This is a genomic window from Prevotella sp. ICM33 (genome assembly GCF_000517825.1).
GTDB classification, from domain to species: domain Bacteria; phylum Bacteroidota; class Bacteroidia; order Bacteroidales; family Bacteroidaceae; genus Prevotella; species Prevotella melaninogenica.
Genome location: NZ_JACD01000105.1, coordinates 1 through 15,557 on the forward strand (window position 1 = coordinate 1; position 15,557 = coordinate 15,557).

The following is a 15,557-nucleotide window of genomic DNA, read 5'->3' on the forward strand; positions in this document are numbered from 1 at the left end:
TGTTTGTAGAAGGCAGATAGACATCGCACCTAATTACATTTATCATGTAGTTTATTCTTCTCCATAAAACCATTTAATTAGAGCAAATCATACCATGTATGTGGATTAATCTCATTTTGTTAACAATCTACAAATTTAACGGAAGAACTTTTTTTATCCTTACTCTGTGACTATATTATAACGATAAGATACAAACTAAACCTTTTTCTTTTTGATTTATGTCCGTCATTCCTTTGTAGACTGAAATAAAAGCATTAATTTTGTAGGCATAAAAAGAAAAGCAAATGCAGGCAATGATTTTTGCAGCCGGACTCGGTACCCGTTTGAAACCGCTTACTGACACAATGCCAAAAGCGTTGGTAAGGGTGGGAGGTGCTCCACTGCTTGAGCATGTAATCAGGAGATTAATAGATGCTGGATGCAGTCGTATGGTTGTTAATGTACATCATTTTGCAAACCAGATAACAGACTATTTGGATGCACACAACTATGGTGTGGATATCTATGTGTCTGATGAAACAGAGCAGCTCCTTGACACCGGTGGTGGTATCAAGCGAGCTGCTTCGCTTTTTGATCAGCATCAGCCAGTGCTGATTCACAATGTTGATATATTAAGTAATGTGGATTTAGCAGCTTTCTATCGCCATGCTTTAGAAACAAAGGCAGATGCTCTGCTGTTGGTAAGCCGTCGTGTGACCCAACGTTACTTGATATTTGATAGTAATATGCGCTTGGTGGGCTGGACAAATGTGGCTACAGGCGAGGTGAAGTCACCTCATGCCGAGATACGTCAGTTGCATTTCGTCTCACCAACAGAGGAAGAAAGTTCTTATTATCAGAACAACTGTTACCTCTGTGCCTTCTCTGGTATACACGTGTTAGCTCCCTCTGCGGTACAAACCGTTGAGGCTGTTGATAAGGATAAGTTCCCCATTATGGACTTCTATCTCAACAATTGCGGCACACTTGATATCCGTGGCGAACTAAAAACCGACCTTCATCTACTTGATGTAGGCAAACTCGACAGCTTACAAGCTGCTGAAGACTTTATTGCAAATTCAGAGTATCAAAGCTCCAAGACGGAGAACTGATATTTTTAAATACATTCATTTACATGCAACAGAAGATTATCATTTTGGATTTCGGCTCACAGACGACACAGCTTATTGGCCGTCGTGTACGTGAGTTGGATACCTTCTGCGAGATCCTCCCTTACAACAAGTTCCCGAAGGACGACCCATCTGTGATTGGTGTGATTCTTTCTGGTTCACCTTATTCCGTACATGACCCAGAGGCTTTCAAGGTAGACCTCAGTCAGTTTATCGGTAAGATTCCAGTGCTCGGTATCTGTTATGGTGCTCAGTACATCTCTTATTCAAATGGAGGTAAGGTTGAGCAGACGGGTACACGTGAGTATGGTCGTGCCAACTTAGAGAGTATCGACCTTAACAACCGCCTTTTTGCAGGCTTTGAGAAAGGCTCGCAGGTATGGATGAGTCATGGTGATACGATTACAGCAATCCCAGAGGATTACGAGATTATAGCTTCTACTGGTGATGTTAAGTATGCTGCCTTTGCATCAAAGACACAGCCAGTATGGGCAGTACAGTTCCATCCAGAGGTTTACCACTCATTGCAGGGTAAGCAGTTGTTGGAGAACTTCGTTGTGAATATCTGTGGTAGCAAGCAGGAGTGGAGTGCAGCTTCATTTGTAGAGAGTGCTGTTCAGGAGATTCGTGAGCAGGTGGGTAACGACCGCGTTATCCTTGGTCTTTCTGGTGGTGTTGACTCTTCTGTTTGTGCAGTATTGCTCAATAAGGCTATCGGTAAGAACCTTACTTGTATCTTCGTAGACCATGGTATGCTCCGTAAGAACGAATTTACAAAGGTGATGGAAGCTTATAAGGGACTTGGACTGAACGTTATCGGCGTTGATGCATCGGAACAGTTCTTTAAGGATTTGGAAGGTGTTACCGATCCAGAGCAGAAGCGTAAGATTATTGGTCGTGACTTCGTTGAGGTGTTTAATGCTGAAGCTAAGAAGATTACGGATGCTAAGTGGCTCGCACAGGGTACTATTTACCCAGACCGTATTGAGAGTCTTAGCATTACGGGTATGGTTATCAAGAGTCACCATAACGTAGGTGGTCTTCCAGAAGAGATGCACCTTCAACTTTGTGAGCCACTTCGTTGGCTTTTCAAAGACGAGGTTCGCCGTGTAGGTTATGAGCTTGGAATGCCAGAACGACTTATCAAGCGTCATCCATTCCCAGGTCCTGGTCTTGCTGTTCGTATCTTGGGTGATATTACTTGTGATAAGGTTCGTATCCTTCAAGATGCAGATGATATCTATATTGAGAAGATGCACAACTATACTATGCCAGATGGTTCAAGTCTTTACGACCATGTTTGGCAGGCAGGTACCGTATTGCTCTCTACGATTCGTTCAGTAGGAGTGATGGGTGATGAGCGTACTTACGAGCATCCAGTTGCTCTCCGTGCCGTTACATCAATGGACGCAATGACAGCTGACTGGGCACACCTCCCTTATGATTTCATGGCAGATGTTTCTAATGAAATCATTCGTAAAGTGAAGGGAGTTAACCGCGTATGTTATGATATCTCTTCAAAACCACCTTCAACAATTGAGTGGGAGTAAGAAGGAAAACAGACAAAATAAAAGGATAGGGACGCAGTTGTGTCCCTATTTTTCGTTATACAATATTATAAAGAAATAAGAACAGGATTTGTATAGGACTTTAGGATAGTGTAAGATATTGTTTGTTGCATTGATAATCAGGTTGTAAAGTCTTGTTTTACTTGGTTGGTTTCATTACAGTCTTTTAATCATTGCAAATTATTTACGTGAAAAAAAATATTTATTTTCATGAAGAAAAATATTTATGTTCATGAAAATAATTCTTTTTTATCGTGAAGAAAATTCGAAAGTAACACTTTGTAGACTGAATAAAGGGTAAGGCTCATGGTCTTGAAACAGTGTTTTAACAGCTTTAGAAGGCTGATATTAGGACGAAGGTGGCGGGAAGGAAAAGTGGTTTGGTAATCTTAATGGAAAGAAATTAGCGCTGTTGTTAAAAAAAAGTCCGAAGACTCATAGTGAATCTTCGGACTGATTATATCTGTATTTCAGATAGTTACTTACTTGTTCTTCAGCAAATCGCGAATCTCAGAGAGCAGTTTCTCCTCGTTAGTTGGCTCTGGATCAGGTGCAGGAGCAGCTGGTTCCTCTTCCTTCTTCTTAGAGAGCTTGTTGATACCCTTTACCATCATGAATACGCAGAAAGCAATGATAATAAAGTCAAGCAATGTCTGCAAGAAGTTACCATAGTTGATGGTTGCTGGAGCAGGAGCAGTTACACCAGGAATTTCTACTTGTGGAAGTGTGTACTTAAGGTCTGAAAAGTTAACGCCACCGATAAGCCATCCGATAGGAGGCATGATGATATCGTCAACGATAGATGAAACAATCTTGCCGAAAGCACCACCGATGATTACACCGACAGCCATATCAACGGCATTACCCTTTACTGCAAATTCCTTGAATTCTTGAATAAGTTTGCTCATAATTAATTTTGTTGTTAATTTGTTTGTTTGTCTTGCGTTTTTATACTAATACCCTTTCTTTTGTTATATAGACTTTGCAATCTTGGTTCGTTAGATTGCATAGAATTGCCTATGTGTGCGAAACGAGTTATTTTTTATAATAATTAATACGCTAAGCGACTGCAAAAATAAAAAAAAAATTGTATCTTTGCAATCGTAAGATAGAAAATCTTCTATAAGGAGGTAAAAAGAAATTCGTTTTTATAAACTTTTATAAATAATTTAAAGTAAAATGGTAAATGTAGCTATTAACGGCTTTGGCCGTATTGGTCGTCTCGCATTCCGTCAGATGTTCGAGGCTGAAGGTTATGAGGTTGTTGCAATTAACGACTTGACAAGTCCTAAGATGCTTGCTCATCTGTTGAAGTATGATACCGCTCAGGGTGGTTTCGCTGGCAAGTTCGGTGAGGGTAAGCACACTGTAGAGGCTACTGAGAATTCTATCATCGTTGATGGTAAGGAGATTAAGATCTCTGCTGAGATGGACGCTGCTAACTGCCCATGGGCTGCTAACAACGTAGACGTAGTTCTCGAGTGTACAGGTTTCTACACATCTAAGGAGAAGGCTTCTGCTCACCTCAAGGCTGGTGCTAAGAAGGTAGTTATCTCTGCTCCTGCAGGTAACGATCTCCCAACAGTTGTTTTCAATACTAACCACAAGACTTTGACTGCAGCTGATACTGTTATTTCTGCAGCTTCTTGTACAACAAACTGCTTGGCTCCAATGGCAGCTGCGTTGAACGCATATGCTCCAATCCAGTCAGGTATCATGTCAACAATCCACGCTTACACTGGTGACCAGATGATTCTCGATGGTCCACAGCGCAAGGGTGACCTCCGTCGTTCACGTGCAGGTGCTTGCAACATCGTTCCTAACTCAACTGGTGCTGCTAAGGCTATCGGTCTCGTTATCCCAGAGTTGAATGGTAAGTTGATCGGTTCTGCACAGCGCGTTCCAACTCCAACAGGTTCTACAACAATCCTCGTTGCTGTTGTTAAGGGTAAGGACGTAACTGTTGAGGGTATCAACGCTGCAATGAAGGCTGCTTCAACTGAGAGCTTCGGTTATACTGAGGATCAGATCGTTTCTTCTGATATCATCGGTATGCGTTTCGGTTCTTTGTTCGATGCAACTCAGACTATGGTAAGCAAGATCAGCGATGATTGCTACCAGGTACAGGTTGTTTCTTGGTACGACAATGAGAACTCATATACTTCTCAGATGGTTCGTACAATCAAGTACTTCGCAGAGTTGAAGTAATACCAACCGGAAGTTCATCTGCAATCCTCTCTTGCGTAGAGAGTGATTGACGGATAAAATAATAGTCCCTGTCAGCTTGCTGGCAGGGATTTTTTTGTTATCTTTGCGACATGAAGAACGAACAGATAGGTGAGGGTACGGCTGCAGGTATAGCTCTTGACAAGCGTATGATAACCATTCTTGGTCCTACGGCTTCGGGTAAGACCGATCTTGCTGCACATTTGGCAGCCCGGCTTAACGCTGAAATCATCAGTGCAGACAGCCGTCAGGTCTATCGTGGCATGGATATTGGTACGGGTAAAGACTTGGCTGATTACACAGTTGAGGGGCATGCAATACCTTATCACCTTATAGATATATGTGAACCAGGTACGAAGTATAATCTTTTTCGCTATCAACAGGATTTCCTTGATAGTTATGAAGATATACGGAGTAGGGGAGTGTTGCCTATTCTCTGCGGCGGTACAGGTCTTTATATTGAAGCTGTGCTGAAGGGTTATAGCCTTTCGCCAGTGCCACAGAATCCTGAACTGCGTAAGGAGTTAGAGGAAAAGTCGCTTGAGGAATTGACGGCAATGTTGGTTGAACTGAAGAAAAAGAATCATTCCGTCATGCACAACAAGACGGATGTTGACTCTTGTCAGCGTGCTATTCGTGCGATAGAGATTGAAACCTATAATCTCACAAAGCCAACAGAAGAGCGGCAATGTCCACCAATTGAGTCATTAATAATAGGTGTAGACATAGATCGTGAAGCACGAAGAAAGAAAATAACCAACCGCTTAAAAGCACGTCTTGAAGAAGGAATGGTTGGCGAGATAGAAGGATTACTGAAGCAGGGTATACCTGCAGAAGACCTTATCTATTATGGTTTGGAATATAAGTTTGTGACAGAGTATCTCATAGGAAAGCTGTCTTACAATGAGATGTTCCGACAGTTAGAAATCGCCATTCATCAGTTTGCTAAGCGACAGATGACGTGGTTTCGTGGTATGGAGCGTCGTGGCTTTACGATTCATTGGGTAAATGCTGCACAAAAGATGGAAGATAAAGTTGAAGAAATATTGAGCTTATGGTAGAGGAAGGAAGATGGGGCATCATTTATTGTCCGAAGGGAGGATTACTTGGTAATCCAGTAAAGCGTTGGGAACAAGCTGAACGCTGTTTGCAAGCACACAACATACAGTATGATATGGTGCAAAGTGAGAATCCACGTAGTGTGGATAGACTCGTGCGGATGCTGATTAGTAATGGTTATAAAACTATTATTATCTATGGCGGTGACTCTGCGTTAAATGATGCGGTCAACTATCTCATGCTCTTAGAACCAGAAGAGCGTGAGCGTATTACGTTGGGTGTTATCCCGAATGGCGTGTTAAATGACTTTGCACACTTCTGGGGTTTCGATGAGTCACACTTAGAACAGACGATTGTTTGGCTCAAGCAGAAGCGTGTAAGACGAGTAGATGTTGGCTGTATTCGCTACGAGAATAAGAAGAATGAGCGTTGCCGTCGATATTTTCTTAACTGTGTAAACATTGGTATGGTGGCAAATATCATGAGTCTTCGTCGCCGTATGCGCCACCTTTTTATATCCCGCACAATCTCCTTCATCCTCTCTTGCTTCCTACTAATGTTTCAGCGTATGGATTATTTCATGTCGCTGAAAATCAATGTAGATAGTATAAAACAGCGTCTGATGACTGTTTGTATTGGTAATGCCCAGGGTTATGGGCAGACCCCGAATGCTGTACCTTATAATGGTCTGCTCGATGTTTCCATCGTTTCTCAGCCAAAGCTGTGGCAAGCAATGGAAGGAATGTATCTCTTGTTGCGGGATAAGATATTAAATCATCGTAATGTGATGCCATATAGAACACAGGAGTTGAGTGGACAAATTGCTGAGCACACACCTGTCAGTGTTGATGGTCGACTCTTGAATGGTACGCCTGTTGGTACGTTTACGATTGGTGTTGAGAAAGAAGTTATAAACTTCCTTATTCCAGATTAACCTTTTACTATTAAATAGTTATAGATTTTGTCTAAACTACTTATAGAAATGTTGAATGCTGGTTATGAGTGCTCAGCAAAGTTTTTTCGTGTACGTAGGTTTTAGTGGCATTCTCTCTCTTATTATAGAGATAGTAGTTACTCTCTTCTTACCTTTTTGGCTAACGTTTTATTGCCCCGCACAATATGTGCGGAGGCTTCGCACACATGGTGTTGGTGCTTAGTATGCATGGTCTTGTATGCTAAATATTCTGCAATCTATTGTTTGGATAAGCGTAGATTGTTGTTACGAAAAATGTTATATTTTACTCTAAAAAAATAGGACTTTCTTGGTTAGGAAACAACACAAAAACAAGAAATTCTGAAACATTGTAGTCTAATGATTGGTTTGGGTTTAAATATGTTCAAGCACTGATAAGCCAGTTGAAAGAAAAATCAAATTTGCTGTCACTTCTGTCATCTCATATAAGATGCTAACAGATTAGTTTACAGTTAGTTCTATGAGAATGTTAAAATGACAGCAAATTAAATTAAAAGTAAATTTGTAATAAGAGCTATATTACCCTTCTCATTCTATTAAGTATTATAACTGCAAACACAAGAAAACAGAATATTTCGAAGATGAGAATGGGAGACTTGTAGAGGAATGTTTTATTGTACACTAATAATTGAAAATATTATCTTACTTTATGATGCCATTATGAAAAATATTTGTATCTTTGAAGAGCCGAAGGGCAAAGTCTGTAAAGACTTCTACCAAAGGACAAATAAAAACCAAACAATAAACCTTAAAAGACATGAGCTACTTAAAATTTGAAAAAGCTCTGATGACCAATCTTCAAGATTCGCTTCCCAGAGAGCTGTTACGAACGAATCGCTCTGGTGCCTATTCTTGTTCGACGATTGTTGATTGTAACACACGCAAGTACCATGGACTGCTTGTTGTTCCTGTTCCTGAACTGGACGACGAGAATCACGTACTGCTGAGTTCGCTCGACCCTACCGTCATTCAGCATGGTGCCTCTTTCAATCTGGGTTTGCACAAGTATCAGGGCAATAACTTTAGTCCACAAGGACATAAGTATATTCGTGAATTTGACTGTGATACTGTGCCAACTACGCTTTATAGGGTAGGTGGTGTCTTGTTAAAAAAAGAGGTTGTCTTCCAGCATTATGAAGACCGTATTTTAATCCGTTATACTTTATTAGAGGCTCACTCAAAGACTACTTTGCAGTTCCGCCCATTCCTTGCCTTTCGTAGTGTTCGCCAGTTTACTCATGAAAATGGTGCTGCTAATCGTTCGTATGAGGTTGTGGATAATGGTATCAGCACGTGTATGTATGCTGGTTATCCATCGCTTTTTATGCAGTTCTCAAAGAAGAATGAGTTTCACTTTGAACCCTACTGGTATCGTGGATTGGAATATCCAAAGGAGCAGGAGCGTGGTTATGCTTCTAATGAGGACCTTTATGTTCCTGGCTATTTTGAGATGAATATCAGCAAGGGCGAAAGTATTGTCTTTGCAGCATCAACGGCAGAATGTCGTACATCAACTTTAAAGAATCTGTTTGATAAGGAAGTGGAGTCACGTAGTCCACGTGATAACTTCTTCCACTGCCTTGTTAATGCTGCTCATCAGTTCCATAATCGTACAAAGAACGATGAGCGTTATATTCTTGCAGGCTATCCTTGGTTCAAGTGTCGTGCTCGTGATCAATTCATTGCTTTACCAGGACTTACTTTGAGTATCGAAGAACAAGATTACTTCGAACTGGTAATGGAGACCGCTGCAAAGGGATTACGTGAGTTTATGGAAGGTAAGCCACTCAGCGTGAAGATATACGAGATGGAGAAACCAGACGTTCCTCTTTGGTGCGTGTGGGCTATACAACAGTATGCTAAGGAGGCTGGTAAGGAGCGTTGTAGAAAACTCTACATGGGTTTGATTCGTGATATCGTTGATTATCTCTTAGCAAGTAAGCATCCAAACCTCACTTTAGACACGAATGGATTGCTCTATGCTGATGCAAAGGGAGAAGCGATTACATGGATGAATTCTATGAATAATGGTCAACCAGTTGTTCCACGCTCTGGGTATATCGTAGAGTTTAATGCGCTATGGTACAATGCACTACGCTTTACAGCCGCAATGGAGATGGAGAGTGGTAATGAAGAGCGTGCAAACGAACTTGATGTACTTGCAGAGAAATGTAAGGTTTCATTTGTTGAAACATTCCTCAATGAGTATGGCTACCTTTATGACTATGTTGATGGTAGAATGGTTGACTGGAGTGTACGCCCTAATATGGTGTTTGCTGTAGCACTTGATTATTCTCCACTTGACCAAAAGCAGAGGAGGGGAGTCTTAGATGTTTGTACACGAGAGTTACTTACACCAAAGGGACTGCGTTCGCTTTCTCCAAAGAGTGGCGGATATAATCCGATGTATACTGGCCCACAGAGTCAACGCGACCTTGCCTATCATCAAGGAACAGCTTGGCCATGGTTGGGTGGCTTCTATCTTGAGGCCTGCTTGAAGCTTTATAAGCAGACACGTCTGAGCTTTGTAGAACGTCAGTTGGTAGGTTATGAAGATGAGATGATTAACCATTGTCTTAGTACACTACCTGAACTCTTCGACGGTAATCCACCGTTTAATGGACGTGGAGCTATCTCCTTTGCCATGAACGTAGCTGAGGTGCTTCGTACGTTAGAATTACTTGAGAAGTATAAATTTTAAGAGGAGGAACCAGTATGAAAGTTTTAATGTTTGGATGGGAGTATCCTCCTCATGTATATGGTGGTTTAGCAACTGCTAACTTTGGTATTTCAGAAGGTCTGCATGCACAGGGTGATGTTGAGACGATTCTCTGTTTGCCACATCCTTTTGGTGATGAAGACCATACTTATGCTGAGATTGTAGCAATGAATCATGTGCCTATCGCTTATCGTGAATTGGGTTATGATTATGTAAAGAGTCGTCTTGGCAATATTATGTCACCAGAACTTTACTACAAGTTGCGTGAGCATATTTATGCTGACTTCAATTATATGAACGTCAACGACCTTGGCGCAATGGATTTTGCAGGAGGTTATCCTTCAAATCTGCACGAGGAGATTAATAATTATTCGATTATTGCTGGTGTTGTTGCACGTACATATGATTTCGATATTATTCATGCACACGACTGGTTGACTTATCCTGCTGGTATTCATGCCAAGCGTGTGTCAGGTAAGCCTTTGTGTATTCATGTACATGCAACCGACTTCGACCGTTCACGTGGTAAGGTTAATCCAACCGTATATGGTATAGAAAAGGATGGTATGGATAATGCTGATTGTATTATGTGTGTGTCAGAACTTACACGCCAGACGGTAATTAATCAGTATCATCAGGATCCACGTAAAGTGTTTACGGTTCATAATGCCGTTTATCCTTTGCCACAGGAGATTGTAGATATCCCACGTCCTGACCATAAGGGTAAGGAGAAGATTGTTACTTTCCTTGGTCGTTTGACGATGCAGAAAGGACCAGAATACTTTGTTGAGGCTGCCAATATGGTGCTTCATCGTACACGTAACGTTCGTTTCTGTATGGCAGGTTCAGGCGATATGATGGACCAGATGATTTATCTTGCTGCTGAAAGAGATATTGCGGACCGTTTCCATTTCCCTGGTTTTATGCGTGGGAAGCAGGTTTACGAGTGTTTGAAGGCCTCTGATGTCTATGTTATGCCGTCTGTCAGTGAGCCTTTTGGTATCTCTCCTTTGGAGGCAATGCAATGTGGTACACCGAGTATCATTTCAAAACAGAGCGGTTGTGCAGAAATTCTTAACAACTGTATCAAGGTAGACTATTGGGATATTCATGCGCTTGCTGATGCTATTTACTCCATTTGTCATAATGAGAGCCTCTTCGATTATCTCTCTGTAGAGGGTAAGCGGGAAGTGGACCAGATAACATGGGAGAAGGTTGGTGCGTGGATTCGTGAACTTTACCTTCGTACCTTGGGTTGGCAATAAAAGCCATGAGAGTACTAATAACCTTTTTAAAACTAAAACAAAAAGATAATGAAAACAATCTGTTTATATTTCGAGATACACCAGGTCATTCACCTGAAACGCTACCGCTTCTTTGATATTGGTACCGACCATTATTATTATGACGATTTTGAGAACGAACGTTCTGTATCAGAAATCGCTGAGAGAAGCTATATGCCAGCACTGGATACGCTGTTGCAGATGATTAAAGACAATGGGAAAGCATTTAAGGTAGCCTTCTCACTTTCGGGTGTGGGTATTGAGCAACTTGAGATGCATGCTCCACAGGTGCTTGACAAACTGCAAGAACTGAATAATACAGGCTGTGTAGAATTCCTTGCAGAACCTTACTCTCATGGTTTGGCATCATTAGCTAATGAGGAAAGCTTTAAGTCTGAAGTAAAACGTCAGGCTCAGAAGATTAAGGAATACTTTGGTCAGACACCAAAGATATTACGTAACTCATCACTTATTTATAGTGACGATATTGGTTTGATAGCTTCTCAGATGGGCTTTAAGGGAATGTTGACAGAGGGTGCAAAGCATGTCTTGGGTTGGAAGAGTCCACATTATGTATATAACTGTGCGCTTGCTCCTAACTTAAAACTTCTGTTGCGTGATGTGAAGTTGAGTGATGATATCTCATTGCGTTTCAATAATTCAGATTGGGATGGCTATCCATTGTTTGCTGATACATATATGGCACAGATTGCAGCACTCCCAGAGGAGGAGCAGGTAATCGGTATCTTTATGAACCTTTCAGCACTTGGTATAGAACAGCCATTGTCAAGTAATATTCTTGAGTTCTTCAAGGCGTTACCAGTTTGTGCTAAGCAGCAGGGTATTACCTTCTCTACTCCAACAGAAATTTGCATGAAATTGAAGAGTGTTGACAATCTCTATGTGCCAGATACCTTGAGTTGGATGGATGAAGAACGTGATGTCAGTACATGGTTGGGTAATCCAATGCAGCGTGAAGCTTTTAACAAGTTGTATAGTATTGCTGATCGTGTACGTATTGCTAACGACCCACGTATCAATCAAGACTGGGACTATTTGCAGGCAAGTGATAACTTCCGCTTTATGTCAACCAAACCTTCACGTGTTGGAATGGATCGTGGTATCTATGATAGTCCATTTGATGCCTTCACCAATTATATGAATATTCTTGGCGACTTCTTGAATCGTGTCAATACGCTTTATCCTGCTGATATTGATAATGAGGAGTTGAATAGCTTGCTTACCACTATCCGCAACCAGGGCGATGAGATTGAAATGAGAACTAATGATATTAGTAATCTTCAAGCAAAGGTTGACAAATTGGAAGTTGAAGGCGATAAACTTCGTGCGCAGTTAGAGAAGAAATCGTCAGCGAAGAAGGCTACTACATCAAAAACGGCAGCAAAGAAACCTGTCAAGAAAGTTTCTGCTAAAAAGGCTGTAAAGGCTGTTGCTGAAGAAGTGAAAGCTAAGTAAGTCTTTTATAACATACGCCTAACGCTCATATAGCAAACTGGTGAATCTATCAGCTGTGCTATATGAGTGTTTTTTTGTTATCGGATAGCAATATTTTGAAATGTCATCTGATATTATTCGTCTCTAATGAAGGTTATTAGAAGTTTGGTTTAAGGGAGTAGGGGTAGTTGTTATAATGTACAATATCTTAGTGTGGTATGGTATAAAGTGTATAGTAAAACTGATATGAGACTTATTTCTCCTCCATTGAAACACAGCACCAGCGAGAAACCTTGAGCATTACCCCTATGCCAGGGATTTCTTTTAGGAGATAATACTTCTTACTTGAGCGAACTAATCGCCCAATCATCCCCTTTAATGGTCCAAACTTAACAAGAACCTCGTCCCCAGCTTTCATTTGTGCCTCGTCTGAAGATAGGAACTTACGCATCGTTATCTCTGGATTACACATCAAACGGAACTCATACATCTGGTCGTGTGGGATAAGTGCATACTCTTGTGAATCCTTAGCTTTCTTTACAACGCTAATCTTATAGTTGGCTTCTTGTACAATCTTCTGAAATGAAATGTCTTCTCCAGGTTTCTTAACAAAGATAAGATTGCGAACAACAGGACGAAGAACAGAGTGGGGTTTGCCATCATGTCCTTCTATATCGACATATTGTTCTGGAACGAAACATTCCAAACCATGACTTGTAAAGTAGGATCTCACCTCTTCAAGCTTCAGTGTGAATAGCCTCACTGCATACCAAGGCGTTCCATCATCAATGACTCCGTCTATATAGCTTGCTGCTGTTGTCATAGTTTGTACAAGAATAATTATTTGTTAGATGTGCAACCAATTAGCCATAATCCTTTTCCCATCTGGTGTTAGAACGCTCTCTGGGTGGAATTGGATGCCATAGATGTTATGCGTTCTATGGCGTAATGCCATGATTAGTCCCTCTTTGCTTTCGGCTATTATTTCTAAGCAATCGGGGAAGTTTGTTTTCTCTACGACCCAACTATGATAGCGTCCCACGAGAAAGTTTTTAGGCAAACCAGCAAACAATGGCGTTTCAACGATTTGTGTGGTTTCAGTTGTTACACCATGGAAGACATCAGACAAATTCTTCAACTTTGCTCCGAATACCTCACCAATGGCTTGATGTCCTAAGCAAACGCCCAAGATAGGCCTTACCCCAGCATAACGATGAATAACGTCCAATAGTAAGCCAGCTTCTGAAGGAACCCCAGGACCAGGACTTAAAACAATACGATCGTAGTTATTCAAATCTTCAAGGGAGAACTGATTGTTGCGAACTACCGTTACATCAACTCCTAATTCCTTTATGAGATGAACAAGATTATAGGTAAAAGAATCGTAGTTATCAATGATAACACAATTTGTTTTCATTCGTGTACCAACCTTCTAATCAATAGACTTACTTTACTTTTTCAAGAAAGTCCTTTAGTAAAGCAAAATCCTTTACCGCTGGTGCTGTCTCAAACTTCTCGTTCACACTGATACCATAGAACTGGGGATGAGAAAAGCTTTTAATCTTGTCAATATCTTCGGCACCAATATTCCCACTTACAAGGAAAGGAACTTTCCCTTCATATGCTTCCAAAATGCTCCAATCCTTTAGATTATCTTCGATGTCAAAGAGGAAATAATCAACCCCTTCTACATATTCTTTGTATTTCTCAATGTCCTCACGCTTTGTAATAACAATACGCTTCATAATCTTTATTCCAGCATGAATGTCAGGGTCGAGGGTGCGTCGAAGATTATCAATCATCACCATACTTTCTTCTCCATTGAGTTGGATGATATCAAGATTGAAGTTTACAACACGTGTAACAATATTCTGTGGCATGTCATCAGCAAAGACTCCACAAAGAGTAGGTCTTTGTTGCTGTTGAGATGATTCATGTGCAGATAAGGCAGACAGCGTTCCATAATCGGGAATAATACCAGCACATGACGATATCTGACTAACGTAACGTTCGCTTTTAGGAAGGAAATTCAATCCCACCCAGTCTATGCCAAGTTGAGAAACTTCGTGAATATTGTGGGCATCACGCATGCCGCATACCTTTATAATCATATAGATATAAAAATCTCAAATTCTTTTACGCTACAAACTTACATAAAATTATCGAATTATACGCTTGTGAATTAAAGAAAAACTCTTTTATTTAAAGGAAAGATGAATAAAAAGGAATGATACAAGATAATCCCAACAAATTAATGCATATAAAGTGAAAATATTCTTGTAGGAAGATATAATAATATTTTTTAGATAGCGTTTAGAAGACATATAACTCTCAACAACTTATTTTTGGCCTATGGTTAGAATATTTACTTCCGAAGAACTTAAGCCGTCTGAGAAGACGCTTAATATTATCCGACAGATAGCTTATACCTATCGTGTTATTAAAATCAATGGGAAGATGCAAACCTTCTGTTTGAATTAATATTTATATGGAAATAATAGTATCACCTTCCCTGCTCTCCGCTGACTTCCTTCATTTGGATAAGGAGATTGAAATGATTAATGAAAGTGAGGCTGATTGGCTTCACATGGATGTAATGGATGGCGTCTTTGTGCCTAATATCTCTTTTGGCTTTCCTGTGCTTGAAGCAGTAGGTAAGGCGTGTAAGAAGCCAATGGACGTACACTTTATGATTGTTCATCCAGAGAACTATATCCAACAGACAGCTGACACTGGTGCAGCTATCATGAATGTTCAGTATGAGGCTTGTGTTCATTTACATCGAACGATACAAGCGATTCATGCTGCTGGTATGAAAGCTGGTGTGACACTTAATCCTTCAACACCTGTCAATGTTCTTGAGGATATCATTGGTGATGTGGATATCGTTCAGCTCATGAGTGTAAACCCAGGTTTTGGTGGACAGAAATTCATAGAGAGCAGTATCAAGAAAGTACAACGCCTTCGTCAGTTGATTGACCGTGAAGGTAGTAAAGCTCTGATAGAGGTTGATGGCGGTGTACAGGCTGACACGGCTCCTCGTTTGGTTGAAGCTGGTGTCGACATTCTTGTTAGTGGCAGTTATGTCTTTAAGGCTGCAGATCCTAAGGCAACTATCCATTCACTCAAACAATTACATAGATAATTATAAGGTATAAAAGATAC

14 protein-coding genes are annotated in these 15,557 nt (G+C 40.8%); 10 read left to right on the plus strand and 4 right to left on the minus strand.

The window, feature by feature from the left end:
- Window positions 1-284: 284 nt before the first annotated feature.
- Window positions 285-1,091: a sugar phosphate nucleotidyltransferase gene (locus tag HMPREF1505_RS12010; protein ID WP_036925752.1), complete on the plus strand. Its 807-nt coding sequence runs from the start codon at window positions 285-287 to the stop codon at window positions 1,089-1,091.
- A gap of 23 nt (window positions 1,092-1,114) precedes the next feature.
- Complete coding sequence (gene guaA / locus HMPREF1505_RS12015; protein ID WP_036925755.1) at window positions 1,115-2,659, plus strand: glutamine-hydrolyzing GMP synthase; 1,545 nt, start codon at window positions 1,115-1,117, stop codon at window positions 2,657-2,659.
- A gap of 500 nt (window positions 2,660-3,159) precedes the next feature.
- Here guaA and mscL read toward each other — a convergent pair whose 3' ends face one another.
- A complete protein-coding gene (mscL, locus tag HMPREF1505_RS12020) occupies window positions 3,160-3,585 on the minus strand; it encodes a large-conductance mechanosensitive channel protein MscL (protein ID WP_013264510.1) in 426 nt (141 codons plus the stop codon).
- A gap of 271 nt (window positions 3,586-3,856) precedes the next feature.
- Between mscL and gap the strand changes: the two genes are divergently transcribed.
- The 6 genes from gap (at window position 3,857) to HMPREF1505_RS12050 (ending at window position 12,413) form a co-directional block, all read left to right on the plus strand.
- Window positions 3,857-4,885, plus strand: coding sequence for a type I glyceraldehyde-3-phosphate dehydrogenase (gene gap, locus HMPREF1505_RS12025; protein ID WP_004361298.1), 1,029 nt, complete (start codon window positions 3,857-3,859; stop codon window positions 4,883-4,885).
- Between the two features lie 110 nt (window positions 4,886-4,995).
- Entirely contained in the window at window positions 4,996-5,964 is a 969-nt protein-coding gene (gene miaA, locus HMPREF1505_RS12030) for a tRNA (adenosine(37)-N6)-dimethylallyltransferase MiaA (RefSeq protein ID WP_081722964.1), read from the plus strand.
- Window positions 5,958-6,896 (plus strand): diacylglycerol kinase family protein, encoded by a 939-nt coding sequence (locus HMPREF1505_RS12035; protein ID WP_036925757.1) that lies wholly within the window; start codon window positions 5,958-5,960, stop codon window positions 6,894-6,896. Before miaA ends, HMPREF1505_RS12035 begins: the two co-directional genes overlap by 7 nt.
- A 796-nt stretch (window positions 6,897-7,692) precedes the next feature.
- The gene (locus HMPREF1505_RS12040) at window positions 7,693-9,636 is read left to right on the plus strand and encodes a glycogen debranching enzyme N-terminal domain-containing protein (protein WP_036925759.1); all 1,944 of its coding nucleotides are present in this window, start codon (window positions 7,693-7,695) and stop codon (window positions 9,634-9,636) included.
- A gap of 14 nt (window positions 9,637-9,650) precedes the next feature.
- The gene (locus HMPREF1505_RS12045; protein ID WP_036925762.1) at window positions 9,651-10,919 is read left to right on the plus strand and encodes a glycosyltransferase family 4 protein; all 1,269 of its coding nucleotides are present in this window, start codon (window positions 9,651-9,653) and stop codon (window positions 10,917-10,919) included.
- A 48-nt stretch (window positions 10,920-10,967) separates the two neighbouring features.
- Window positions 10,968-12,413, plus strand: a complete 1,446-nt coding sequence (locus HMPREF1505_RS12050) for a glycoside hydrolase family 57 protein (RefSeq protein ID WP_036925765.1) — start codon at window positions 10,968-10,970, stop codon at window positions 12,411-12,413.
- Window positions 12,414-12,645: 232 nt separating this feature from the next.
- Here HMPREF1505_RS12050 and HMPREF1505_RS12055 read toward each other — a convergent pair whose 3' ends face one another.
- From HMPREF1505_RS12055 to HMPREF1505_RS12065, 3 genes are read right to left on the minus strand one after another with little or no spacing between them, the layout of a single operon-like run.
- On the minus strand, window positions 12,646-13,215 hold the full coding sequence (locus HMPREF1505_RS12055; RefSeq protein WP_036925768.1) for a UpxY family transcription antiterminator: 570 nt from the start codon (window positions 13,213-13,215) through the stop codon (window positions 12,646-12,648).
- A gap of 24 nt (window positions 13,216-13,239) precedes the next feature.
- Complete coding sequence (locus tag HMPREF1505_RS12060) at window positions 13,240-13,809, minus strand: aminodeoxychorismate/anthranilate synthase component II (protein WP_036925771.1); 570 nt, start codon at window positions 13,807-13,809, stop codon at window positions 13,240-13,242.
- A gap of 28 nt (window positions 13,810-13,837) precedes the next feature.
- Window positions 13,838-14,503 carry a phosphoribosylanthranilate isomerase gene (locus HMPREF1505_RS12065; protein WP_036925774.1) on the minus strand — a complete coding sequence of 222 codons (666 nt, stop codon included), beginning with the start codon at window positions 14,501-14,503 and terminating at the stop codon, window positions 13,838-13,840.
- A 241-nt stretch (window positions 14,504-14,744) separates the two neighbouring features.
- Between HMPREF1505_RS12065 and HMPREF1505_RS13650 the strand changes: the two genes are divergently transcribed.
- Window positions 14,745-14,873, plus strand: a complete 129-nt coding sequence (locus HMPREF1505_RS13650; protein ID WP_004361286.1) for a hypothetical protein — start codon at window positions 14,745-14,747, stop codon at window positions 14,871-14,873.
- Between the two features lie 7 nt (window positions 14,874-14,880).
- Window positions 14,881-15,537 (plus strand): ribulose-phosphate 3-epimerase, encoded by a 657-nt coding sequence (gene rpe / locus HMPREF1505_RS12070; protein WP_013264849.1) that lies wholly within the window; start codon window positions 14,881-14,883, stop codon window positions 15,535-15,537.
- Window positions 15,538-15,557 lie beyond the last annotated feature (20 nt).